Here is a 22,228-nt window from a genome sequence, read left to right as displayed (position 1 = left end):
CTTTGTCCGCCAAGGGTTCTCGATGCACCGGACCGTCTCCAAGAATATTCAGACACTTGACTATACAAATACAAAGTCGGTATGATCTGCCGAAGCGCTCTGGGAGCGCTCCCGGAGTCCTAAGGAGATCGGCATGCGAAGCAATCGCAAGCGCACCGCCCTCGCGGCCGCCGCCGCGACGGCGGTCGGCATCGGCGCACTGACACTCGGCCCGGCGGACCTGGCACTCGCCGAGGACGGATGCGAGGTCGACTACACCGTGGTCAGCAGCTGGGGCTCGGGCTTCCAGGCCAACGTCGCCATCACCGCGGGCGAGGCCATCGACGGCTGGGACCTCGAGTGGACCTTCCCCGCCGGCACGACCGTCTCCAGCGCCTGGAACGTCTCCTGGAGCCAGAGCGGTACCGCGTTCTCCGGCTCCGACGTCGGCTGGAACGCGACCGTCGCCGCCGGGCAGACCCGCGAGGTCTTCGGCTTCATCGGCTCCGGCAGCACGGCCGCCCCCACGGCCGTCTCGATCAACGGCGACGTCTGCGACGGCCAGATCGACGACCCCACGGACCCGCCGACCACCGACGACCCGACCGACCCGCCCGGCGAGGCCGTCAGGATCATGCCGCTCGGCGACTCGATCACCGGCAGCCCCGGCTGCTGGCGCGGCAACCTCTGGCAGCTCCTCGACCAGGCCGGCCACGACGTCGACTTCGTCGGCTCGCTCTCCCAGGCCTGCAACCCGGCCGGCTCGGACCCCGACCACGAAGGGCACGGCGGCTTCCTGGTCACCCAGTCGGTGAACAACGGCAGCGTGCGCTCCTGGCTGGAGCAGAACACCCCGGACGTGCTGCTGCTCCACTTCGCCACCAACGACGTCTGGTCCTCGATCCCGCCGGCGACGATCCTCGCGGCCTACACGACCCTCGTCGGGGACCTGCGCGAGCTCAACCCGGACGCGGTGATCCTCGCGGCGCAGCTCATCCCGCTGGTGCCGAGCAACTGCGCGGACTGCCCGCAGCGCATGGTCGACTTCAACGCCCAGATCCCGGCCTGGGCCGCCGCGCACTCCACTGCGGAGTCCCCGATCGTCGTGGTCGACCAGCACACCGGCTGGGTGCCCTCGGTCGACACCTACGACGGCGTCCACCCCGACGAGGACGGCTACGTCAAGCTGGCCGCCAACTGGTTCGAGGCCCTCGATCCGATCCTCGACGCCGCATAGCCACCCCGGCGCCGACGGCACCGGCCCCCGGGGCCGGTGCCGTCGGCGTGTTCAGCGGCGGACGCCCTCGATCTCGAAGGTCATCACCGTGTTCGCCGGGAACGCCCGGGAGAACCGCTTCGAGGACACGGTCGTGTCGGTGTGGCGCGCGTACCGCTCGGAGCCGTTCGTCTGGGTCGACCAGCGGACCGCCGTCCCGTTCGGGACCGTGCCGAAGGCCGAGAGGTCGTACGTGACCGTCTGCGCCGTACCGTAGTTCGTCGTGACGATGACGAGCTTCCCCGAGGCCGGGTCGTGGGCGGCGACGGTGTTCGCCTCGCCGCCGTCGATGATCGTCATGCCGGGGCGGATGTGCCGGGCGTACTGGGCGTACACGAAGTACTTGGTGTTGACCGCGCCGAGCGTCCCGTTCTCGTTGTCGGCCTGGATCAGGCCCCAGCCGCCGCCGTCGAGGACCTGCCAGTAGCACCAGCCGGTCGGGTGCAGCCACCGGAAGTCGAGGTTGAGGTTGCGGGCCAGGCGCAGGCCGGAGGCGTCGCTCTCGCCGTACTCGGAGTTCCACAGCCGCTTCCCTGCGGCGCGGGCCGCGTTGTAGACGGAGTCGCGGCGCCCTCCCTCGTACTGGTAGCCGTGCACGTTGACCTTGGCGATCTTGCTCCTCGCCGAGGAGGTGAGCCCGTTCCAGGTGCTCACGGCCTGGTCGTAGAGGGACTCGTCGGAGGCGGTGATCGGCATCCACGACAGCCCGCGCGCGTCGAGTTCGGCCCGCAGGTGGTCGATGACGATCGACTGGGTCGGGACGGTGAAGTGGCACCCCTCCTGGGTCCCGGTGGCGGTCCACCAGTTCGCGATCGGCTCGTTGAACGGGTCCACGTAGTCGAAGTCGACCCCCCAGTTGTCGTGCGCGTACTTCGCGATCGTGGCCATGTACACCGCGTGCTGCCGCCGGTTCCACGACTGGAGGTTGTCGGCGTTGCCGTCGGCGCCGCCGGAGGGGTTGTGGTTGACGCACATCCACCACATGGGCGAGTTCGAGAACAGCTCGAAGATGTTCGCCCCGCGGTCGCGGGCCTTCCACATCATGTTCCGCTGGGCGCTGTCGACGAACCAGTTCCAGCTCGAGGAGGCCGGGTCGCTGGAGTTCCAGTCGAGCCAGTACCCGTCCATCTGCCGCGAGCGCATCATGTTCGGCGAGACCACCATGGACTCGCCGTTGATCGAGTTCCAGGAGCACGCGCCGGCGTTGTAGCGCACGATGTTCATGCCCAGGCCCGGCACCGAGGCGCCGTTGTAGGTGACGTTGTTGCGGGTGAACATGAGGTCGGCGATGTCGTTGCGGTTCCCGAAGGCCCGGCCCCACCAGCACAGCGAGGTGCCCCAGCCCTCCCAGGTCCCCCAGGTGGTCGCGGGGTTGACCGCGGTCGTGTAGTCGGCCCGGGCGGCGGCGGGCACCGCGCCCGCTGCGAGTGCTCCGGTCCCGGCGGCGGTGAAGAGTGTGCGACGGCGCATGGCGGCCCTCCAATACATCGAGATTCGTCGATGATGTCAGGGCGCCCCGGTAATGTCAACCCCTTCGATAAAGCATGAGAATAAGTGTGCCGGGACTGCGCCCGTTTCCCCTGGCGGCGCTGGTCAGGGACCCGCGACTCAGCGCGCCAGGTACTGCTCGCGCTCGGCCCGCCAGTTTGCCAGGTACGGTTTCGCGGCGTCGGCCGCGTGCGCGCGACGGACCGCCCGCGCCGGCTCGGCCAGGGCCGCGGCGGCGCGCTCGTCGGCCCGCCACGCGTACGGGTACGCGAACCGGGTCTGGTAGTGGTCCATCCACATGAGCACCAGGTCGCCCTCGTGCTCGAGCGACGCGTACGCGCGGCGCGAGCCGCGCTCGTGCCGCTCGACCTCCCAGCCGCCCCCGGGCCGCGGCACCGCGGTGAAGTCGGGGTCGTACAGCCAGGCCCAGCTCCCGTCCCCGAGCTCGCGGGGCCCGAAGCGGTCGCGCGGCTCCAGGGCCGCCGCGAGCGCGGCGGGCGTCCACGGCGCGGGGAAGAACGTCGACAAGGCGACGGTCAGCTCCAGCGGCGTCAGCTCCGCCCCCTGCCCCTGCAGCGCGAGCGCTTCGGCGAGGACCTTCGCCGCGAGCGAGGGCGCGCCCTCGTCGGTCAGCGCCACGTGCAGTTGGAGGGCCCGCGTGAAGCGGACGTGCTCGTCGGGATCGGCGAAGGGCGGCAGCGGAATCGAGTCGACCGCGGGGCGGCCCCACGGAACGGAGGCGTCAGGATGGCTCACGCCCCCGATTGTGCCCGGACCCTCCGACACGATTGGGCCGCGCGCCCGGCGGGTAGCCACAGTGGAACGAAGGGAGTCCCCGATGCCAGCCTCCGCCATCGGCCTCGTCACCGGCCTGCTCGTCGCCGTCGCGTTCATCGCGGGCGGCGTGAACGGCCTCGTCCTCGCGATCCTGCTCGGCGCACTCGGCTTCGTCGTCGGCATGCTCGTCGGCGGCGAGACGCGCTCGCTGCGCCGCTACGGCCGCCGCATCCGGCGCTGAGCGACCGCGAGCGAGACCGACGCGCACGCCGCTTCGGGCCCGACCGCGATCGCCGCGATCCGAACGACCCCCTGCTCCGCCGCGACCCGGTGGTCCGGTGCGCGGGCGCGAGTAGGGTGGTCCACGTCCAAGCAGCGATCAAGATAAGAGGGTCCAACGTGAGCGTCAGCGTCCTGTTCATCGGCGGTACCGGCCGGATCTCCACCTCCTGCGTGCGCGAAGCCGTCGCGCAGGGCCTCGACGTCACCGTCCTCAACCGCGGCCGCACCGCCGAGCGGTCGCTGCCGCCCGAGGTCGAGGTCCTCACCGCCGACGCGGGCGACCCCGCGGCCGTGCGCGGCGTCCTCGGCGACCGCGTCTTCGACGCCGTCGTGAACTGGGTCGTGTTCACGCCCGAGCAGGTCCGCCGCGACATCGAGCTGTTCGCCGGCCGGACCGGCCAGTACCTGTTCATCTCCTCCGCGAGCGCCTACCAGACCCCGCCCACGCACCTGCCGATCACCGAGTCGACCCCGCTGCGCAACCCGTTCTGGCAGTACTCGCGCGACAAGATCGCCTGCGAGGAGATCCTCACCGCCGCCTACCGCGAGGACGGCTTCCCCGCGACCATCGTGCGGCCCTCCCACACCTACGACGAGACCATGCTGCCCTTCGACGGCGGCTGGACCGTCGTCGAGCGCATGCGGGCCGGCAAGCCCGTCATCGTCCACGGGGACGGCACGTCGCTGTGGACCATCACCCACGCCCGGGACTTCGCGGTCGGGTTCACCGGCCTCCTCGGCCAGGAGGCCGCCATCGGCGAGGCGTTCCACATCACCGGCGACGAGGCCCCCACCTGGAACCAGATCTTCACGTACGTGGCGGACGCCGCGGGCGTCGCCGAGCCGCGCCTGGTCCACGTCCCCTCGGACGCGATCGCCGCCGCGGACCCCGGCTGGGGCCCGGGCCTCCTGGGCGACAAGGCCCACTCGATGGTCTTCGACAACACCAAGATCAAGCGGCTCGTCCCCGCGTTCGGGCAGCGCACCACGCCGTACAAGCTCGGCGCGCGCGAGGTGGTCGCCTGGTACGACGCCCACCCCGAGCACAAGGTGGCCGACGCGGAGGCCGACAAGGTCATGGACTGGCTCGCCGACCGCTACGCCCCGCACCCGATGGTCTAGGGCTCCCTAGTCCTTCACGCGCTCCCAGCCGACCGCCTCGAAGCCGTCGCCGTCCCACAGGACGGCGCGGCCCTCGCGGACCTCGACGTCGTCGACGTACACGCCCCGGCCCTGGTAGACCGGGTCGGACGTGTACCGCCAGCGCAGGAGGGCGGTGCGCTCCGGCAGGCTCGCGGACGCCTTGATCCACTGGCGCCCCGAGTAGCCGGAGAACGCTCCCTCGGTCCGCCAGCAGTGGTCCTCGGTGCGCAGCTCCAGCGGCACCGGCGTCCACGCCGACCCGTCCGGGCTCGCCTCGAGCACCCCCAGGTCGGTGGGCTCGGTGTCGTACCAGAGCGCGAACCGCGCCGTGGCGCAGTCGGTCGCGCGCGGCAGCACGGCCGTCAGCGTCGCGGTGGACGCGTCGACCTGCCCCGCGTACCACGCGTCGCGGCCGTGCGCTGGCCGCACCGGCACCGCCCGGCCCAGCGGCCGCGAGGCCGCCCGCCGGTAGGCGCTGGCCGTCCCGCGGCCCCGGGTCGGGTGGACCCGGTTCGTCAGCAGCACCAGCAGCGTGCCCGCGAGGGGGTCGAGCACGATCGACGTGCCGGTGTACCCGGTGTGCCCCACCGTGACCGGTGAGCTCATGGCGTCCATGTACCAGCGCTGGCCGAGCTGCCAGCCGAGCCCGCGGGCCGCGGCCTCGCCCAGCCGCGAGTTCATGTCGGTGAAGACCGTGCGGGCGGTGGCCTCGCTGAGGATCTCGGCGTCGCCGTAGCGGCCGCCGTTGAGGATCATCTGCCCGAACACCGCCAGGTCCCACGCGGTCGAGAACACGCCCGCGTGCCCGGCGACGCCGCCGAACGCCCACGCGTTCTCGTCGTGGACCTCGCCGTGGACCATGCCGCGGCCCGTCCACGGCTGGTACTCGGTCGCGGCGGTGCGCGCCCGGTCCGCCGGGTTGTATCCGGTGTCGGCGAGCCCGAGCGGCTCGCACACGTACGCGTCGACCAGTTCGTCGAGGCGCTGGCCGGTCACGCGCTCGAGCACCTTCCCGAGGACGATCAGGTTGAGGTCGGAGTACTCGTACCCGCTGCCGGGCACGCGTCGCAGCGGCTGCCGGTAGATCGCCGCCATGCGCGCGTCGTCGTCGGGCTGGCCGTAGAGGTTGATGAACGCGATCATCCCCGAGGTGTGCGAGAGGAGCTGCTCCAGCGTGATCGGGGACTTGGCGGGGTCGGCGGAGTCGAACTCCGGGAGGTACTCGACCACCGGGTGCTTCAGGTCCACCACGCGGTCGTCGATGAGGCGGCCGGTCACGGTCGCGGTGAACAGCTTCGAGATGGAGGCCAGGTCGTAGACCGTGCCGGTCTCGGCCGGCAGCCACTCGCCCTGGGGGAGCTCGACCGCGGTCTCGGTCTCCTCGTCCCAGCCGGAGTAGCGGAGCCGGTGTCCGGCGGCCTCGTGCTTCACGACCACGCCGCGGCGGGCGGCGAGGACGGTGAAGCCGGGGAACGACGGGGCGGAACCTTCCATATAGGACTTCAAACGGGGGGTGATCAGGTCGACGTGGGCGGCGGTCAACCGCGCTTCCGAACAGGGCCCGTACCGCAGTTCGCGCGGATGTTCGGGGAAGGTCACGTCGTACGGCCCGGCGCTCGGCGGGCCGGTGAGTTCGGGCATTGAGGGGCGCTCCTCGGCGTTGGCGCGGGAGGCGAGCGCGAGCGCCGACCATAGCGCCCCCGCCGCGCCCCCGAGTACGGTTCGACGCTGCATCGTGTCTCCTGGTTATCGTGCCATCACTGAGCGGTGCTGCGATAGAGCAAGTACGACTCTCTTTGCTCGGAAAACGCATCCAATTCGTCGGCCCACACCGCCGTGACCTCGTCGACGTCCGCGCCGGCCTCGACCGCGAGGCGCACGGCCTGGTTCCCGGTCAGCTTGTCCAGCCAGAACGAGGTCACGTCCTGTGACCGCCAGCCGTACTGCGGGAAGGCCCGCCGCTGCGCGATGATCATCGCCAGCGCCGTCCTGATCGGATCGAATTCATCCCTGTGGGTGACCTGGACCTCGACGCCCCCGCACACCTTTCCCGACCATTTCGAGAACGACGGGGTGAAATACGCCTCCCGGAAGCGCGCGCCCGGCAGCCCCTCCAGGGACGCCGCCCACCGGTGGTCGATCCCGGGCGCGCCGAGGTACTCGAACGGCTTCGTCGTGCCCCGCCCCTCCGAGAGCGCGGTCGCCTCGAACAGGCACGTCCCCGGATAGGCCACGGCCGTGTCCACCGTCGGCATGTTCGGCGACGGCGCCACCCACGGCAGCCCGGTCTCCTCGTAGTACATGCCGCGCCGCCAGTGCTCCATCTTCACCACGGTCAGATCGACCGAGGAGCCCAGGAACTCGCCGTTGAACAGCCGCGCCAGCTCGCCCACGGTCATCCCGTGCCGCTGCGCGATCGGCTTGAGCCCCACGAAGGTCGCGTGCTCGGGGTGGAGCACCGGGCCGCTGGCGGCCAGCGCCGACCCGGGGTTGGGCCGGTCGAGGACGACGAACCGCAGCCCGAGCCGCCCGGCGGCCTCCATCGCGAGGTACATGGTCCAGATGTAGGTGTAGAAGCGCGCGCCCACGTCCTGGATGTCGAAGACCACGGTCTCGATCCCGGTCTCGGCGAACAGGTCCGCCATCCGGTCCATGTCGTTGTAGGCGTTGTACACCGGCAGCCCGGTCTTGGGGTCGAGGAAGAAGTCCTCGCCCTCCCCGGCCTGCGAGACGCCCCGGAAGCCGTGCTCGGGACCGAAGACCGCCGCGATGTCGACCTTCCCGCTGCCGTGCATGAGGTCCACTTCGTGGCTGAGGTCCGGGAGCACGCCGGTCGGATTCGAGATGACGCCGACGCGCTGGCCGGCGAGTTCGCTGAAGTCCTTGCGGGCGAGGACCTCGACGCCGGTCCTGACGCGCCTGCCGCCGTGGGCGGCGGCGGGGGAGGGCGTGAGGAGCGCGGCGCCGCCGAGGACGGTGCCGCCCAGGATCATTCTGCGTTTCATGGGAGCCCCCTAGTAGCTCAGGCCGTGCCCGAAGGCGAACAGGACGGTGCCGGGGTCGTCGGCGCGGGGGATGTCGATCGGCAGGCGCCCTTGCGGGTCGACGCTGCCGAGGATGACATGGACGGCGGATTCGAGGCCGTCGAGGGAGTACGAGAAGGTCGCGAGGTAGGCGTTGACGTCGTCGACGATGAAGGCGACGTCGTAGGGGTTCTGGACGCCGAGGGCGACGAGGGGGACGCCGGTGGCGGCGAGCGCCTGGACGAGCGCGACCTGGCCCGGGTTGTTCCCGGCGCCGTTGGTGCACACCACGATCAGGTCTTCGCCGTCGGCGGCGGCCACGGCCGCGTCGATCTGCGCCTGGGTGGGCGCGGTGCCGGTGACCAGGCCGGTGGGGGTCCAGCCGCGGTTGGCGAACTCGGTGGTGAGGCGGGTGTTGGTGGAGGCCCCCCAGCCGGTGACGAGCACGTGGCCGCCGTCGGTGGGAACCGGGAGCGTCCCGTCGTTGACGACGAGGGTCGTGGTGCGGTCGCTGAGGGCCTGCGCCGCTTCGAGGCTCGCGGGGATGCCGACGACGTCGTCGACGAGTCCCGGGTCGGCGTACGGGTTCGCGAAGAGGCCGAGCCGGTACTTGAGGCCGAGGATGCGGGTGACGGACTCGTCGATGCGCCGCTCGGTGAGCTCGCCGTTCGCGACGGCCTCGAGGACGGCGTTGTATGCGATGTCGATGTGTTCGGGCATGAGGAGGATGTCGGCGCCGGCGAGGAGCGCGAGCACGGGGATCCGCTCGTCGCCGTAGCCGTCGCGCACGCCTTCCATGCGCAGCGAGTCGGTGATGACCACGCCGTCGTAGCCGAGCTCCTCGCGCAGGAGCCCGGTGAGGATCCGCTCGGAGAGCGTCGCGGGCCTGAGCGAGTCGTCCAGGGCCGGGAACTGGATGTGCGCGGTCATGACCAGGTCCACTCCGGATTCGATCGCGGAGCGGAACGGCGGGGCGTCGATCGCCTGCCACTCCTCGTAGGTGTGGTCGATGCGCGGCAGTTCGGCGTGGCTGTCGTCCTCGGTGTCGCCGTGGCCGGGGAAGTGCTTGACGGTGGCGGCGAGGTCGCCGCGGGCCTGGTACCCCTCGACCTGCGCGGACACGAACGCGGCCACGTGCTCGGCGTCGGACCCGAAGGAGCGCACGCCGATCACGGGGTTGGCGGGGTTGACGTTGACGTCGGCGTCGGGCGCGAAGTTCTGGTTCAGGCCCATGGCGCGCAGCTCGGTCCCGGCGATCACGGCGGCGGCGCGGGCGGCCTCGGGGTCGTGGGTGGCGCCGAGGGCCATCGCCCCCGGGAGCTGCGTGGCTGGCGGGCCGATCCGGGTCACGATGCCGTGCTCCTGGTCGGTGGCGATGAACAGCGGCGTGCCGCAGTCGGCGAGGGCCGCGTCCTGCAGGCCGTTGGAGAGGGCGGTGATCTGGTCGGGGTTCGCGACGTTGTCGGACCAGGCGAAGTAGATGATGCCGCCGAGGTGGTAGGTCTCGATGAGCTCGGCGGCGTTGTCGACCCCGTGCGCGGCCCGGTTGCTCGCGACGTCGGCGGCCTCGGTGGTGTCGGCGGTGCGGCCGTACGCGTAGGTGGTGAAGAGCTGGCCGACCTTCTCCTCGAGGCTCATGGCCTTGAGGCGGCGCTTGACGAACCGGCGCTCGCCGCGGTCGCCGTGCGCGTGCGCGGTTCCGGCGGTGGCGGCCGCGGCGGCGGCCCCGAGGGCGGCGGCGAGCACGGTCCGGCGGGGATGCGTCTCCATTGAGCGACTCCAGTCTGTGCGGAAAGGGGGCGGGCGGTCCCTTGTCACCGGTGCTTTTGGTCACCGGTGCTTTCGACCCGGTCGGCCCGATCCGCCCATCCTGGCAGAAAACTTCAAGTGAAGGCAAGACTACGGAGGGAATTTTCAGAAGTGGCGGCGGGCGCTCAGCGGAGCGCGGGGAGCGCGAACCGGAGCGTCCCGGCGTCGGCGTCGAGGGTCGCCTTGAGTCCCAAGGGAACCGAGAGCGACTGCGGGCAGTGCCCGAATCCGAAGTTCCACGCGACCGGTACGCCGAGTCCGCCCAGGAGGTCCTCGAACACGCCGCGCACTTCCGCCTCGGGGCCGCAGTCGGTCCACGATCCGAGGACCACCCCGGCGATCCCGTCGAACCATCCGGCGCGCCGCAGCTGCGTCAGGGCCCGGTCGAGCCGGTACGGGGCCTCGCCGACGTCCTCGAGGAGCAGCAGGGCCCCGGCGAGGTCCACGCGGTGCTCGGCGGTGCCGATCCCGGCGGCCAGGAGCGTCAGGGTCCCGCCGACGGTCACGCCGGTCGCGGTGCCGCCGGCGAGGGCTTTCGCGCCTGCGGGCGCGAGAGTCAGGACCCGCTCGGGCTCGAACAGGGTCAGCCGCAGGTGCTCGCGCATCGCGGTGTCGGTCACGAAGGCCGGCCAGGCCGGCATCGGGCCGTGGATCGTGGCGGTGCCGAGGTTGAGCGCGATCGCCTCGTGGAGGGCGGTCACGTCGCTGAACCCGACGAACGCCTTCGGCTCGGCCCCGCGCAGCCGGACCCAGTCGATCCGGTCGAGCATCCGCTGGGCACCGTACCCGCCTCTGGCGGCGATGACGGCGGCGAACGAGGGGTCGGTCCAGGCCGCCGTGAAGTCCTCGGCCCGTTCGGCATCGGTCCCGGCCAGGTACGCGCCGGTGCGGGCCGCGTGCGGCATCAGGACCGGTTCCAGGCCCCACGAGCGCAGAACCCCAAGGCCCGCTTCCAGATCGGCGGCGGAGGAGGGGCCCGCGGGCGAGACGACCGCGACCCGGTCGCCGGGGACGAGCCGCCGCGGGCGGTGCAGCGCCCTCACGGCCGCAGCTCCAGATCGAATTCGGGCCCCGGGAAGCCGAAGACCTCGGCGTACAGGGCGTGCTCGGCGAGCACCGCGTCCGCGATGGTCTCGGCCCGCCGGAACCCGTGCTGCTCGCCCTCGTAGGTCCGGTAGGCGTGCGGGACGCCCCGGCCCTTGATCCGCTCCAGCAGCAGGTCGGCCTGCGCTGGCGGGCAGATCTCGTCCTCCAGGCCCTGGAGCAGGATGAACGGGACCTCGATCCGGTCGGCGTGGTGCACCGGGGACCGCTCGGCCGAGCGCTCCTCCAGCGGCTCGCCCACGAGCGAGTACACGTACTGCGACTCGAAGTCGTGCGTGTCGTCGCCGCGCCACAGCGACAGGTCCAGGATCGGGTACTTCACCACCGCGCACGCGTACACGCCTCGCGCCGCAGGGGAGGTGAGCGACGCCGCGGCGGTCCAGCCGCCGGCGCTGCCGCCGCGGATCGCGATCCGGGACGGGTCGGCCGAGCCCTCGGCCGCGAGCGAGCGCGCCACGGCCGCGCAGTCCTCCACATCGACCTCGCCCCACGCCTCGCGCAGCCGCTCCCGGTAGGCCCGCCCGTACCCGGTGGACCCGCCGTAGTTCACCTCGACGACGCCGATGCCGCGGGAGGTGAAGTACGCCAGCTCCATGTCGAGCACGGCCCGCACGTGGCTCGTCGGCCCGCCGTGGACCCACACCGCGTACGGCGGCAGCTCGCCTTCGGGCCCTTGGAAGTCCGGGTTCCGCGGCGGGTAGACGTGGGCGTGGATCTCGCGCCCGCCCGGGCCCGCGAACGTGCGGTGCTCGGGGACGGGCAGGTACGCGGGGTCGACCCGGTCGGTGTGCGCGGCGGCCACGACGCCCGCGGCGCCGGTGCGGCCGTCGACCTCGACCACCTCGTAGCCCGTATGCGGGCTCGCGGCCAGGCCGTAGACCCGGTCGCCGACCGCCGTGAGCCCGGCGGCCCAGTCGGTCCACGGGCCTTCGACGAGGTTCATCTTCCGCTCCCAGGCGTCGAAGATCCCCAGGCGCCCTTCGCCCTTGCCGTGGACGGCGGCGATGTCGCCGCCGGCGAGGATCTGGAACCACTGCGACCCGAGCGTCCACAGCGGACCGGCGAACTCGGCCTCCGCCTCCAGGACCGCGCCGCGCTCCCCGGTGTGCGGGTCGAGCCAGTGCAGGTTCCACCAGCCGGTGCGGTCGCCGGCGAAGACGAGGGTGCCGTCGCGGGTCCACTCGACCTGGGCGATCGACTCGCCGTCGCCGCCCGCGACCGTGGCGGCCCCGGCGAGCGTCCCGTCCGGAGCGATCTCCGCGACCCGCAGCTCCGTCTCGTCCCACGGCATGTGCGGGTGGTTCCAGGCGATCCACGCCAGCGCCGAGCCGCTCGGACTCACCCTGGGGCAGGCCAGGAACCGGTACGAGTCGTCCGTGAGCTCGCGGATCTTCGCGTCGTCCCCGGTCAGGCACAGGTCGACGGCCGCGATCACGCGCCGCACGTCGGTCGGGTTCGGCCCGGTGTGCTCCTCGAGCACGGCCCACGCCTCGAAGCGCTCCAGATCGATCACCGGCTCGGACCAGCGCAGCGCACTCGGCGACTCGGGCGCGGGGCTGACCGGCAGCGGCTCGTCCCACCGCTCGGGCAGATGGACGTACAGCCGCTGGTCGGCGTAGTTCACGAACACGACGACCGGGTCGCCGTCCTCCGTGATCGCGCCCGCCCACGGCCGGCCCCCGTACTCGTGGACCCGGCTGCGGACGTTCCACGGCGCGGCGAGCACCGTCTCGGTCGTGCCGTCCTCCTTGCGGCGCACCAGGGTCCGCCGTCCGCCCTCGGTCGGGCGCGGCTCGGTCCACCACAGCTCGCCGCCGACCGCACCGAGGAACCCGGGCCGGCCGTCCGACGCGGCCACCAGGCCGGTGTCGACAGGGGACTCCCAAGCGCCGTACGGGGATCGCTTCACGTCGTCTCCTATGCCTTCAGCAGGAAGTCGTCGAGGACCCGCAGGCCGAACCGGAGCCCCTCGACCGGGACCCGCTCGTCGACGCCGTGGGCCAGTCTGCCGTACCCGAATCCGGGCGGCAACCCCAGCGGCGAGAAGCCGTACCCGGTGATCCCCAGTGGCGTGAACGGCTTCGCGTCGGTCCCGCCGGACATGCAGAACGGCACCGGGTGCCCCTCGGGGTCGAACTTCTTGATCGCCTCGCGCATCGCCCGGAACGTCGGCGAATCGACCGGCGACATGAGCGGCTCGTCCCGGTGCGCGTACCGCCACGCCACGTCGGGCCCGCACAGCTCGTCCAGGGTCGCCTCGAACTCGGCCTCCCCGCCGGGCACCACCCGGCCGTCCACTTCGGCCCGGGCGTGCTCGGGGATCACGTTGATCTTGTAGCCGGCCTGCATGATCGTCGGGTTCGCGCTGTTGCGCAGCGTCGACTCGACGAGCTGCGCCGCCTCCCCGAGACCGCTGAGGTCGGTGAAGTCCGGCTCGACGCCGTGCAGCGCCGCCAGCTCCCGCACCGCCGCCTCCACCACGGGCGTCACCCGCAGCGGCCACCGGTGCGCCCCGATCCGCGCCACCGCGGCCGCGAGCTTGCTCACCGCGTTGTCCGGGTTCGCCTTCGACGCGTGCCCGGCCCGGCCCCGGGCCGTCAGCTCCAGCCACGCCGTCCCCCGCTCGCCCGCGGCGATCGGGTAGATCCGCATGTCGTCGCCGCTCGCAGACGTGCTGTGGAACGTGAACCCGCCCGACTCCGAGACCCCCTCGGTGCAGTCGTCGAAGTACTCCGGGTGCTCGGCCGCGAGGAACCGCGACCCGTAATCGGCCTCGGCCTCCTCGTCCGCGATGAACGCGAACACGATCGACCGCCGCGGCCGTACCTCCTCGCGTGCCCAGGACCGCACGGCCGCGAGCATCATCGCGTTCATGCTCTTCATGTCGATAGCGCCGCGGCCCCAGAGCATCCCGTCCGCGTCGATCTCCCCCGAGAACGGGTCCACGCTCCAGTCCGCGGCCTCGGCCGGGACCACGTCCAGGTGCCCGTGCACCAGGAGCGCCGGAGCGTCCGGGTCCGTCCCCTCCAACCTTGCGACCACATTGGACCGGTTCGGGGCCTTCTCGAGGATCACCGGGTCCAGCCCGGCCTCCGACAGCTTCACGGCCGCGTACTCCGCGGCCGCGCGCTCGTCCCCGTCCCCGCCGCCCCGGTTCGTGGTGTCGAACCGGATCAGGTCGCGAGTGAACTCGACGACCTCCTCGAACGCCTTCGTGTCAAGCGCCGAGACCGCGCCCATGCCGGAGGTGATGGGCGATTCCCAAGCGTTGTAGGGAGATTGCATTGCCTTCCGCCAATCTTTACAGGACGCTGTCGCGCACTTCGGATGGAGCAGGTGTGGTAACTGAGAGTTATTCGGAATATAATCATGTTATGGCTCGTTTTAGGATGTACCCGACGAAGCGGCAGGAACAGCAGATGCTGCTGCACTGCGCGCAAGCCCGGTATGTCTGGAACCTGGCGGTCGAGCAACGTTCCTACTGGGCCCGGCATAAGAGTCCAACACCCCGGTATGTCGAGCTTGCTCGGCAGTTGACCGAGGCCCGAGCCGCGAGCGAATGGCTGCGAGAAGGCAACGCCGAAATTCAACAGCAGGCGCTGCGCGACTTCGACCAGGCCGTTGCCCGCCGCTACACGTCGGGTTTCGGGGAGCCGACCTGGCGCAAGCGCCACCGACACGAGGGCTTCCGGGTGATCGGCACCGACCGCATCCCCGCCTTCACGCCAGACGGCATCCCGAAGTTGAACGCCAAAGGCAAGCAAGTGATGTCCCGGTCGGTTCGCGTCGAGCGGCTGAATCGCCGATGGGCGCAGGTGAACGTGCCCGGCTGCGGGATGGTCCGGTTTCGCCTCACCAAGGGCCGGGGCCTGCCAGAGGCGAAGACATTCCGGGTCACCTTCCGCAACGGTCAGTGGCATGCGGCGTTTGCCGTCGTGCCCGACCCAAAGCCGGCGCCCGGCACCGGCGAAGTCGTGGGCGTCGATCGCGGTGTGGTGATCACGGCTGCACTCTCTGACGGGCGCATCCTCAACTGCCCGCAGCTCTCTGAAGCCGAGCGTGCCCGGCACCGTAAGCACCAGCGCCGCGCCGCACGCGCCCCGAAAGGCTCGGACCACCGCGCCGCCGAGTATGCCAGGGCCGCGAAGATCAAAGCCAAGGAAGCAGCTCGGCGCAAGGACTGGGTCGAGAAGACCTCGACGATGCTCGCGACCAGGTTCGATGTGATCCGGTTCGAGAAACTCAACATCAAGAACATGACCGGCTCCGCCAGAGGCACCGCGGCCGAGCCAGGCCGAAATGTCGCCGCTAAGGCCGGTCTCAACAGGGCGATCCTGGCGCAAGGTTGGGGTCAGCTCCGGTTGCGCACCGAGCAGAAAGCCCCCGGTCGGGTCGAAGACGTCCCCGCCCCCTACACCAGTCTGCGTTGCTCCGCCTGCGGATGGATCGAGAAGCACTCGCGCAAGAGCCAAGCCGAGTTCTCCTGCATCTCCTGCGGATTCGCGTGCAACGCCGACACCAACGCAGCCATCAACATCGCGGCAGGACATGCCGGAGGGACGACCCCGCACCAGCTGGTGATTGTCCGTGAACCTCAGCCGGTTTCGGTTGGAATCCGCTCTCAGCAGGGGAGCGGAGGATGTCAAGCTCTTCATGTCGATCGAATGTTCATCAACCGTAGTGCTCCTCCATCGCCGCGCTCGCCAGCGTCGTGACCGCCTTGAAGCAGCGGATCGCCTCGTACATCGCGGGCGAGTCGAACCCGACCCGCCGCTCACCGCACATCTCGACCCCCGGAGCCACCGTAGCCGCGCGGGCCAGGTGGTCGGCGTCGAACTCGACCTCGATCCGGTGCGGCGACACGACCGGCTCGCGCCGGACCGCCAGCGCCGCGGCCTCCTCGGCCCCGGCCGCGATCGCCTCCGCCGTCACCGCCGGCGGGTCGCACCGCGCGGCGTACCGCGACACGCACTGCTTCACCTGCACCCCGACCGCCTCGGGCGCATAGCCCTTCGCGTCCTCGACCGTCTTGTCGTCGCCGATCACCATGACCACCGGCACCCCGAACTCCGCCGCGACCGCCGCGTTCAAGCGGCCCTCGCTCGCACGGACCCCGTCGAGCCACACGCCCGTGATCGAGTTCGCCAGGTACGTGTGCGCCAGCACCCCCTCGGCCCCGGCCCCCGCGTGGTAGCCCAGGAACACCACGCCGTCCACGTCGCCGTGCTGCACGCCCTCCATCATCGAGAGGTCCTTGTGCCGGCCCGTGATCATCGCCGCCCGCCGGTCCAGCCGCTCCAGCAGCAGGTTCCGCATCGTCCAATGCGCCTCGTTCACCACCACCGCATCGGCCCCGCCCGCGAAGAGCCCGCCGACCGCCGCGTTCACGTCCCCGGTGAACAGCGGCCGCATCCGCTCCCACCCCGGCCCGCCCGGCAGGACGTCCTCAGGGCAGGTGACACCCGTGGCGCCCTCCATGTCGGCACTGATGAGGATCTTCACGCCGCCATCCTCGCATGCACGAGATGGCACGCGGCCTCGTGCGAACCGCCGTCCGGCCCGAGCACCCCGGGATCCTCGCCCTCGCACCGCCCGAGCACCGGCAGCGCGCTCCCCGAGGCCACCTCCTGGCACCGCGGCCGGAACCGGCACCCGCCGGGGATCCGCGACGCGTCCGGCAGCTCGCCCGCGAGCACGATCGGCTCCGGCACGGGGGAATCGGGGAGCACCGACACCAGCGCCCGCGTGTACGGGTGCCGCGGCGCGGTGAGCACCTGCTCCACCGGCCCCTGCTCCACGATCCGGCCCAGGTACATGATCGCGATCCGGTCCGCGATGCTCCACGCCAGACCCAGGTCGTGCGTGATCACCAGCGCCCCCAGGCCCGCGTCCTCCTTGAGCCGCAGCAGGAGCGAGAGGATCTCCCCGCGCACCGACGCGTCCAGCGACGCCACCGGCTCGTCCGCGATCAGGATGCTCGGCTCCAGCACCAGCGCCCCCGCGATCACCACGCGCTGGCGCTGCCCGCCCGACAGCTCGTGCGGATAGGCCAGGAAGAACCGCTCCGGCGGCCGCAGCCCCGCCCGCGCGAGCGCGTCGGCCACCCGTCCCGGCTCGTCGTCGGTGATCCCGTGGATCCGCAGGCCCTCCGCCACCGCCTCGTACACGGTGTGCCGCGGGTTCAGCGCCCCCGACGGGTCCTGGAGCACGAGCTGCACCTGCCGCCGGTACGCCTTGAGCGCCTTCCCCGAACGCCCCAGCGGCGTCCCGCCGAACGCGATCCGCCCGCCCGTGGCCGGCTCCAGTCCCAGGAGCGTCCGCGCCAGCGTCGTCTTCCCGCACCCCGACTCGCCGGCCAGGGCCACGATCTCCCCGGGCGCCACGTCGAGGTCCACCCCGTCCACCGCCCGCGCGGTCCGCCCGCCCGGCAGCCCGAACTCGACCCGCAGGTCCCGGGCAGTCAGCACCTTGTCCGACGCCCTTCCCGCATCCAAAGCTTGACGCTCGTCCAGCGCCTGACCGTCGACCGACGCCTGTCCCTCGACCGACGCCTGTCCCTCAACCGACGACAACGGGCTCCCCTTCCTGGGCCACGAAGCACGCGCTCGACCGCGAGCCGCCGATCTGCAGCAGCTCCGGCGACTCCAGGCCGCACCGCTCCACCGCCACCGCGCACCGCGGCCGGAACGAGCAGCCCTCCGGCAGCCGCGTCGGATCCGGCGGGTCGCCCGCCAGGCCCCCGGGCCGCAGCCGCGACGCCGGATCCCCGATCACCGGGAACGCCGCCCCGAGCGCCGCCGAGTACGGGTGCCGCGCACGCGCGAACACCTCGTGCGCCGGCCCCTGCTCCACGATCCGGCCCGCGTACATCACCGCCGCGGTGTCGCACACCGACGACAGCACCGACAGGTCGTGGCTGATCATCACCAGCCCCACGCCGCGCTCCGACACCAGACCCGAGATGAGCTGCAGCACTTGGGCCTGCACCATCACGTCGAGCGCCGTCGTCGCCTCGTCCGCGATGATCAGGTCCGGGTCGCACGCGAGCGCCATCGCGATCATGACGCGCTGGCGCTGCCCGCCCGACAGCTCGTGCGGGTAGCTCCGCACGCGAGACGGCGGCAGCCCGACCCGCTCGAGCAGCCCCTCGGCGCGCTTCGCGGCCACCGCAGGCCGCAAGCCCTTGTCGTGCACCAGCATCGGCTCGGCCACCTGCCGCCCGATCCGCTGCACCGCGTTGAGCGAGTGCATCGCTCCCTGGAACACGATCGACGCGCCCGTCCACCGCACCGCCCGCAGCCGACCCCACCCCATCCGGAGCAGGTCCTCGCCGTCGAGCAGGATCTCCCCGGTCACCTCCGCGGAGCGGGGGAGCAGCCGCAGCACCGCCATCGCCAGGGTCGACTTCCCGCAACCGGACTCGCCCGCGACGCCCACCGTCGTCCCGGCCTCCACGGCGAGGTCCACGCCGCGCACGGCCGGGATCCGCCCCCGCGAACCGGTGTACGTGACGTGCACGTCCCGGAACTCCAGCAGCGTCATGCGGATTCACCTCGCAGCCTGGGGTTGAACACGGCCTCCAGGGCCCGCCCGCACATCATGAACGCGAGCACGACCAGCAGGATCGCCAGGCCCGGCGGCAGCAGGTACCACCACGCGTGGGCCGAGACCGCGCCGTTGTCGCTGGCGCGGTTGAGGATCGAACCCCACGACACCACGTTCGGGTCGCCCAGGCCCAGCCACGCGAGCGAGGACTCCATGAGGATCGCCGAGGGCACGAGCAGGGTCGCGCTGGCGAGCACCAGCGGAAGGACGTTGGGGAGGAGGTGCTTGGTCATCTGGTGCCAGTGCCCGGCGCCGAGGGCCCGCGCGCGCTCGAGGTACGGCCGGGACTGGACGGTGAGCGTCTGGGCCCGCACGAGCCGGGTCGTCCCCGACCAGGAGACGAGGGCGATGACGAGGATCGTGGTGGCCATGCTGCGCCCGAGCACCGCCAGGAGTGCGATGGCCACGACCAGGCTGGGCAGCACCATGAACCAGTCGGAGACGCGCAGCGCGATCCAGCCGTACCAGCCGCCCACGTGGCCGCTGGTGACGCCGACGGCGGTGCCGATGACGATCGCGACGACGGTGGCGGTGAGTCCGATGAGGAGCGAGAGGCGCGAGCCCCACAGTGTCAGCGCCAGGACCGACCGGCCGACTTCGTCGGTGCCGAGCGGGTACTCCGCGCTCGGCGGCTCCATGCGCCCGCCGGTGGCCTGGGTGACCGAGAGCGCCGACTCGTCGACGAGGACGGGCGCGGCCAGCGCAAGGAGGACGATGGCGCCCAGGAGGACGAGGCCGATCATCCCGGTCCGCTGGGCCCGGTACGCGGCCCACGACCGCGCGAACGATTGCCGCCGGCGGGCCCGCCTGAGGGCGCGCGGCGAGGTCGGTGTGGACGTCGTCATGACTTCCGAATCCGTGGATCGATGAACCAGTAGAGGATCTCGGCGGCGAGCACCGCGATGATGGTCGAGGCGGAGAACAGCACGAACAGCGCCTGGAGGACCGGCCGGTCGGGGTAGAAGATCGCCTGCACGAACAGGCTTCCGAGCCCGGGCCAGCTGAAGACGGTCTCGGTCACGATGGAGCCGTTGACGACGCCGCCGATCGCGAGGAACACCAGGGTGACGGTGGGCAGCAGGGCGTTCGGCACCGCGTGCCGGTCGCGCACCTCGTCGTCGCGCAGGCCCTTCGCGCGGGCGGTGGTCAGGTAGTCGTTGCCGATCTCGTCCAGGATGGACGAGCGCATGATCATGAGGTACCCGGCGTAGACGACCGCCGTGTAGGTGAGCACCGGCAGCACCAGGTGGTGCCCGATGTCGACCGCCTGCGACCAGAGATCGGGCGGGGTGTTCGGGGAGCGCATCCCGTTGACGGGGAAGATCCCGAGGTACCGGGCGAAGACGAGGATGACGATCATGCCGAGCCAGAACGTCGGCGCCGAGTACAGGAGCAGGCCGGTGCCGACGTGGGCGCGGTCGAAGCGCGAGCCCTGCCGCCAGCCCGAGCGGGTCCCGATCCAGAACCCGAGCAGGACCGCGAGGACCATCCCGGTGCCCGAGAGCAGGATCGTGGCCGGGAGCCGCTCGACGATGAGGTCGAAGATGGGCCGGCGGTACTGGAACGAGTCGCCGAGGTCCATGGTGAGCGTCCCGGTGATGTAGTCCCAGAACTGCTGCCACATGGGCCGGTCGAGGCCGAGCTCGGCCCGGAGCGCGGCGCGCTCCTCGGGCGAGACGGGCCGCTCCTTGGTGAGCTGGTCGATCGGGTCGCCGGCGATGAGCCGGAAGATGAAGAACGACGAGAACAGCACCAGCAGGAGCGACACCGCGGCGCCGCCGATGTGCTTGCAGAGGTACCGCCCGAACCCGCTCGTGCTCCGCTTGGAGACGGGCCGGCCCGGGCGGCGCCCCGAGGGCGGGGCCGGGTCGTGCAACGGGGCGGCCCCGCCCTCGGGTGTCGGACTGTCGGTCATTCGCGCTCGTCCGCCGTCTTCCTGCGGCGCAGTGCGAACACGACGCCGCCGGCGATCACGACGACCGCTGCGGCCGCCACGGTGATCCAGACCCACGCCGGGGTGCCCTCGTCGTCGGCCGCGCCGGCCGGCTGCGCCGTCACGTAGGACCACGCGTAGCCCTGCTGGCCGGTGATCATGCCGCCTTCGCTGGGCTGGAGCACCATGCCGGTGATCTTGTCGCTGTTGTACGCCTCGAGCACGTTCTGGTAGTACAGGTAGATCACGGGCGTGTCCTCGTAGAGCAGACGCTGCTGCTCCTTGATGAGGAGGGCGCGGGCGTCGGGGTCGGACTCGACCTTCTGCCGCACGTGGATGCGGTCGAACTCGGTGTTGCAGTAGTTGTTCTCGCTGGAGCGCTCGGACCCGTCGGTGAGGGTCGGCAGGACCGCGCAGGTGTGCATGCCGAGCTGCTCGGTCGGGTTGGGGCCGACGCCCCAGCCGGAGAAGGCGATGTCGAACTCGCCGAGGTACGCCATGTCGTTCAGGGTGCCCTGCTCGATGGCCTCGGGCTTGATCTCCAGGCCCAGCTCGGTCCACCACTCGGTCACGAACTGGACGACGGTCGCGTAGTCGGTGTTGTCGGCGTGCTGGAAGAACCGGAAGCTCAGCCGCTCGCCGGTGCCCGGCATGGTCCGGATCCCGTCGTCGCCGCGCACGTACCCGGCCTCGTCGAGGAGGGCGTTCGCCGCGTCGATGTCGAACTCCAGCAGGGAGTCCCCGCCGTCCCAGTGGTACTGCTCGAAGATCTCGGGGATGATCGAGGTCGCGGGCTGGCCGTTGCCGTCGAGGACCCGGTCGACCAGGGCCGCCTTGTCGATCGCCATGTGCATGGCCTGGCGGACGACCGGGTCCTTGAGCGCGGGGTGCCCGTTGCCGAACGCGGTGCCGTCCTGCGTCACCGAGTTGTAGTTGATGGTGAGCGAGACGTACCGGCGGCCCTGCGCGTTGTTGACGGTGATGCCGTCCTGGCCTTCGAGGGCCTCCATCTGGGCGGGGTTGAGGCCGTTGACGATGTCGACCTCGCCCGCTTCGAGCGCGGCCACGGCCGCGTCGGTCTCGGCGTAGTAGTCGAAGACGATCTCGTCGAATCCGGGCGCGCCGTCCCAGTAGTTCTCGTTGGCCTCGAGCCGGATGAACTCGTCGGTCTGGTACTCGGTGACCTGGAACGGGCCGGAGCCGACCAGCGGGAGCTGGTTCGCGTCGTCGGCCGACGGGTCGGGGAACTCCGACCAGATGTGCTCGGGGACGATGAAGACCTCGCGGGTGAGGACGTCCCACGGGGAGGGCTGCGCGAGGGTGAGGATGAACGTGGTGTCGTCGGGGGCCTCGGCGCTCACCAGGTTCCCGGCGAAGTCGATGTTCCAGTCGCGGATGGCCTGGTTCTCGATGAGGAGGTTGTAGGTATAGGCGACGTCCTGCGCGGTCAGCGGCTCGCCGTCGGACCACTCGACGCCTTCGCGGATGGTGAACGTCCAGGTGAGACCGTCCTCGGACTCCTCCCACTCGGTCGCCAGGCCCGGCACCGGCTCGTAGTCGGTGCCCATGCGCACGAGCGTCTCGTACGTCATCATGCTGGTGTTGTAGGTGATGACGAACCGCCGCTTGAACGGGTTGAAGGTGTCGACCTCCTGGTTCGTGGCGATGAGCAGGGAGTCGGTCGCCTCCTCTTGGGCCGCGGCGCCGGGCGCGGTGACGGCCAGCGCTCCGGCCGCCGTCAGGAGCGCGGCCGCGGCGGCGAGGAGCCGCCGCGTCAGGGCATGGGGATTCATGGGGTGCAAGGTCCTC

The 22,228-nt window shown here is 71.4% G+C and carries 18 protein-coding genes; 4 read left to right on the top strand and 14 right to left on the bottom strand.

Annotated elements, in window-relative coordinates; genetic code table 11:
• The first annotated feature begins 133 nt into the window (after window positions 1-133).
• The gene (locus tag GFD30_RS18945; RefSeq protein WP_153026747.1) at window positions 134-1,216 is read left to right on the top strand and encodes a cellulose binding domain-containing protein; all 1,083 of its coding nucleotides are present in this window, start codon (window positions 134-136) and stop codon (window positions 1,214-1,216) included.
• 51 nt (window positions 1,217-1,267) lie between these two features.
• Here the strand turns inward: GFD30_RS18945 and GFD30_RS18940 are convergent, their stop codons facing one another.
• Both GFD30_RS18940 and GFD30_RS18935 read right to left on the bottom strand, forming a co-directional pair.
• A complete protein-coding gene (locus tag GFD30_RS18940) occupies window positions 1,268-2,725 on the bottom strand; it encodes a glycoside hydrolase (RefSeq protein WP_153026746.1) in 1,458 nt (485 codons plus the stop codon).
• Between the two features lie 138 nt (window positions 2,726-2,863).
• Window positions 2,864-3,499, bottom strand: a complete 636-nt coding sequence (locus GFD30_RS18935) for a hypothetical protein (protein WP_153026745.1) — start codon at window positions 3,497-3,499, stop codon at window positions 2,864-2,866.
• Between the two features lie 82 nt (window positions 3,500-3,581).
• On the opposite strand from GFD30_RS18935, the gene GFD30_RS18930 reads away from it, so the two are divergent.
• Window positions 3,582-3,761: a DUF2273 domain-containing protein gene (locus GFD30_RS18930; protein WP_153026779.1), complete on the top strand. Its 180-nt coding sequence runs from the start codon at window positions 3,582-3,584 to the stop codon at window positions 3,759-3,761.
• A gap of 158 nt (window positions 3,762-3,919) precedes the next feature.
• A complete protein-coding gene (locus GFD30_RS18925) occupies window positions 3,920-4,924 on the top strand; it encodes an SDR family oxidoreductase (RefSeq protein ID WP_322633404.1) in 1,005 nt (334 codons plus the stop codon).
• A gap of 6 nt (window positions 4,925-4,930) precedes the next feature.
• On the opposite strand, the gene GFD30_RS18920 is transcribed toward GFD30_RS18925, so the two are convergent.
• The 6 genes from GFD30_RS18920 to GFD30_RS18895 all read right to left on the bottom strand — a co-directional run bounded on the left by GFD30_RS18920 (window position 4,931) and on the right by GFD30_RS18895 (window position 14,121).
• Window positions 4,931-6,679 (bottom strand): serine hydrolase domain-containing protein, encoded by a 1,749-nt coding sequence (locus GFD30_RS18920; RefSeq protein ID WP_153026744.1) that lies wholly within the window; start codon window positions 6,677-6,679, stop codon window positions 4,931-4,933.
• Between the two features lie 23 nt (window positions 6,680-6,702).
• Window positions 6,703-7,950 carry an exo-beta-N-acetylmuramidase NamZ family protein gene (locus GFD30_RS18915; protein WP_153026743.1) on the bottom strand — a complete coding sequence of 416 codons (1,248 nt, stop codon included), beginning with the start codon at window positions 7,948-7,950 and terminating at the stop codon, window positions 6,703-6,705.
• A gap of 9 nt (window positions 7,951-7,959) precedes the next feature.
• On the bottom strand, window positions 7,960-9,738 hold the full coding sequence (locus GFD30_RS18910; RefSeq protein ID WP_153026742.1) for a glycoside hydrolase family 3 protein: 1,779 nt from the start codon (window positions 9,736-9,738) through the stop codon (window positions 7,960-7,962).
• A gap of 164 nt (window positions 9,739-9,902) precedes the next feature.
• Complete coding sequence (locus GFD30_RS18905; RefSeq protein ID WP_322633403.1) at window positions 9,903-10,820, bottom strand: S66 peptidase family protein; 918 nt, start codon at window positions 10,818-10,820, stop codon at window positions 9,903-9,905.
• A complete protein-coding gene (locus GFD30_RS28035) occupies window positions 10,817-12,790 on the bottom strand; it encodes a prolyl oligopeptidase family serine peptidase (RefSeq protein WP_322633402.1) in 1,974 nt (657 codons plus the stop codon). The genes GFD30_RS18905 and GFD30_RS28035 overlap by 4 nt, the downstream gene beginning before the upstream one ends.
• 8 nt (window positions 12,791-12,798) lie before the next feature.
• The gene (locus tag GFD30_RS18895) at window positions 12,799-14,121 is read right to left on the bottom strand and encodes a M20/M25/M40 family metallo-hydrolase (RefSeq protein WP_153026775.1); all 1,323 of its coding nucleotides are present in this window, start codon (window positions 14,119-14,121) and stop codon (window positions 12,799-12,801) included.
• Between the two features lie 134 nt (window positions 14,122-14,255).
• Between GFD30_RS18895 and GFD30_RS18890 the strand changes: the two genes are divergently transcribed.
• Complete coding sequence (locus tag GFD30_RS18890) at window positions 14,256-15,596, top strand: RNA-guided endonuclease InsQ/TnpB family protein (protein ID WP_227996629.1); 1,341 nt, start codon at window positions 14,256-14,258, stop codon at window positions 15,594-15,596.
• Here the strand turns inward: GFD30_RS18890 and GFD30_RS18885 are convergent.
• The 6 genes from GFD30_RS18885 to GFD30_RS18860 form a co-directional block, all read right to left on the bottom strand.
• Window positions 15,553-16,383 carry a M55 family metallopeptidase gene (locus GFD30_RS18885; protein ID WP_322633401.1) on the bottom strand — a complete coding sequence of 277 codons (831 nt, stop codon included), beginning with the start codon at window positions 16,381-16,383 and terminating at the stop codon, window positions 15,553-15,555. The genes GFD30_RS18890 and GFD30_RS18885 overlap by 44 nt on opposite strands.
• Window positions 16,380-17,348 (bottom strand): ABC transporter ATP-binding protein, encoded by a 969-nt coding sequence (locus tag GFD30_RS18880; protein ID WP_322633400.1) that lies wholly within the window; start codon window positions 17,346-17,348, stop codon window positions 16,380-16,382. Before GFD30_RS18880 ends, GFD30_RS18885 begins: the two co-directional genes overlap by 4 nt.
• Window positions 17,349-17,439: 91 nt before the next feature.
• Entirely contained in the window at window positions 17,440-18,423 is a 984-nt protein-coding gene (locus GFD30_RS18875) for an ABC transporter ATP-binding protein (protein ID WP_153026740.1), read from the bottom strand.
• Window positions 18,420-19,331: an ABC transporter permease gene (locus tag GFD30_RS18870; RefSeq protein WP_153026739.1), complete on the bottom strand. Its 912-nt coding sequence runs from the start codon at window positions 19,329-19,331 to the stop codon at window positions 18,420-18,422. The genes GFD30_RS18875 and GFD30_RS18870 overlap by 4 nt, the downstream gene beginning before the upstream one ends.
• Window positions 19,328-20,401 carry an ABC transporter permease gene (locus tag GFD30_RS18865; protein WP_153026738.1) on the bottom strand — a complete coding sequence of 358 codons (1,074 nt, stop codon included), beginning with the start codon at window positions 20,399-20,401 and terminating at the stop codon, window positions 19,328-19,330. The genes GFD30_RS18870 and GFD30_RS18865 overlap by 4 nt, the downstream gene beginning before the upstream one ends.
• Window positions 20,398-22,212, bottom strand: a complete 1,815-nt coding sequence (locus GFD30_RS18860) for an ABC transporter substrate-binding protein (RefSeq protein WP_153026737.1) — start codon at window positions 22,210-22,212, stop codon at window positions 20,398-20,400. Before GFD30_RS18860 ends, GFD30_RS18865 begins: the two co-directional genes overlap by 4 nt.
• Window positions 22,213-22,228: the final 16 nt, after the last annotated feature.

It is taken from the genome of Glycomyces albidus, from assembly GCF_009451885.1.
GTDB classification, from domain to species: domain Bacteria; phylum Actinomycetota; class Actinomycetes; order Mycobacteriales; family Micromonosporaceae; genus Glycomyces; species Glycomyces albidus.
The sequence above is the reverse complement of the archived record's forward strand: the minus strand, read 5'-3'. Positions and strand labels throughout refer to the sequence as shown.